Annotated in this window: 1 protein-coding gene; it reads left to right on the forward strand. The window is 59.1% G+C overall.

Annotated features, from left to right (window positions below):
* Positions 1-659: 659 nt before the first annotated feature.
* The gene (locus tag DBR20_RS02390) at positions 660-1370 is read left to right on the forward strand and encodes a hypothetical protein (RefSeq protein ID WP_108265061.1); all 711 of its coding nucleotides are present in this window, start codon (positions 660-662) and stop codon (positions 1368-1370) included.
* Positions 1371-2253 lie beyond the last annotated feature (883 nt).

A 2253-nucleotide genomic window follows, 5' to 3' on the forward strand; every position in this document is an offset into this window, starting at 1 on the left:
CTGCGGCCCCTTATCCGTTGCTCTGCTCACCCGTCCAAAGCCCTCACACCCCTCGGCGTGGTCTTCCAAGGAATGCGAGTGAGACTGGTGATGTCAGCTACCAGGTAGCGCCGTCAGCCACATCGCGCCCCATCACGCACCCCGCCAACGAGAATCAGCAGCACCCGATCCATCAGAACAGGCTCCGGAACGCCCGCCAGAACCTGTTCCAGATAGGCCAATGGCTGCAGCTGCCATTCCAGAAGAGCCCGCGACTCCAGAACGTCAGGCGCTCGCTGCTTAGCATCCAGTGACGCCTGCATCGGCACGTGCTGCGAGCGCCTCTCCAGCCACAGCACCGGCATGCCTCTGCAATTTTCGACGTTTTCAGAATCGTTGCATAGCAGGGAAGGGGGCTAGAGGCTTGGCCTGCAAGGGCTGTCGCCGGCTCCGATTGGTCCGCATATTTCGTGCCGGTAGCGACATGCGCGGGCCAGGGGTGGGCAGACGCGACAAATGGATGGAAGGGTCAAGTCTCTCGATGCCCTTCAAGGCAGCCCTGATCCGCTGCAGCCAGAGTGTGTTGGGAAGCCTGCGGGGCCCATCACTGAGTGGCTGACGCCGCGCTCTACGGCGTGGCACTATCCAGGACGTGTCAGCGTCGCCAAAAGGGGGAGTACATGGAACGTACGCAGAAATCATTGACGATGGCCGATGTGGCCGGCTGGGGTTCGGCTGTCGTCACGTTTGGCTTGATTCAAGGCGCGCTCTATCTGAAGGCGTACTGGGGCTACTTTGGCCTTGATCCCTTTCAGTTTGTTGCTGTGAGCGAACTGGCCCTGGCCGGCCTGACGGGCATCGGCATGGTGCTGTTTCTCATGCTGCTGACCTCGCTGTTTGGCGGTTGGGTGGAGACCAAGGTGACGAGCGGCAGCTCCAAGAGCAAGCTGTTCGCATGGCTGTTTCCAATGCTCTTCTTCACTGCCCTAGGGCTGCTGCTTTGGTGGTCGAACACGTGGCCTCTTCTGATAGGGGTTCTTCTGACGGTCATCTGTGCGCTGATCGTGCATCTTTCGCCGGTGGTGCCCACCGCGGTGAAAGATTCCCCTTGGCTGATCTACGCCTTGGTGATGCTGGTCTACGTCTCGATAGTGTCAAGCATGCTTGGTTCCCAGCGTGCCGAGAAGATTTCCTCTGGCGGCGGCAAGCACGTTACGGCTGTGACTGTTGATGGAAAGGTGCAGGGCGGCCTGAGCCTGATTGGTCGTCTTGGTGACAGCTATGCGCTGTGGGAACCGGTGCGGAAGGCTGCAGTGCTTGTGCCTGTTGGCGATGTTGGCAAGATGGAGATTGTGCGGAAGGGTGTGATCACTGTCCCAGCAAGCCAATAGGGCTGGGTTTCGGCAAGCGTCAGGCTGGGAGTTGCAGCGCGCTTCAGTTCGGGCAGAAGCGATAAGGGCGCGTTATCGCGGGCAAGGGGCAGGGCGCTCACGACTGAGGGGACATCTGCCCAAGCCAGCTTTGGCACTGGAGGCCAGTGAATCCATCGCATCGTGGGTAGCTCTGGCGCAGGCGAACGCCATGCCAGGGACACTTGGAAATCCAGGGCAGCTGATGCAGTGTGGTGTGATACCCGAGTCTGATGCATGGAAGGCAGTACCTCAGCCTGACATGGGAGGGTAGCCTCGGGTCGTCAGTCTTGAACGGATACCACGCCGTTAAGTCCCATTCGGGCGGAGCCGAGCCACAGAGAGAAGGGGGGCTTTCTGGCGTCCGCCACCAGGGAACCCGATTGGATACGCTTGCGCGCCCTTTGGAGGCGCGCAAGCCAAGCTACTCTTGAGGTCAATCAGCCTGCTGCCGTAGCCGCCTTCAAGAGGGCCGCCTCTTTAGTGATTGGATTCATCGAGAAATCAAAGTAGTGGACGTACGGCGTGCGGGTCCCATCCCTGAAGGCGTACGTCGTAGTGATGTGTACACCGCTTCCGGAGCTCGTCAGGTACACATCATCTACGCTCTCGACATTGGGGTGTTCGCTCAGCTCCTTGCACTTCCGCTCCAGTACTTCGAAGTTTGATCCGAGCGCCTTGCGAAGCTCCTCTTCGGCGGAAAGAGATTCATCGGGATTGTAGAGGCCTGAGCCTACTCGATCGCACTCGACCCAAGGAGTTGCACTTTTGATCTTATGGAACTTTGGACCGGCCAGGATTTCGTAGACATCTCAGAGCCATAATCAATGGAAGCGAGAGAGGTGCCTATGGCAAGCAAGCAGTA

Source organism: Stenotrophomonas sp. HMWF023 (assembly GCF_003060985.1).
GTDB lineage: Bacteria > Pseudomonadota > Gammaproteobacteria > Xanthomonadales > Xanthomonadaceae > Stenotrophomonas > Stenotrophomonas lactitubi.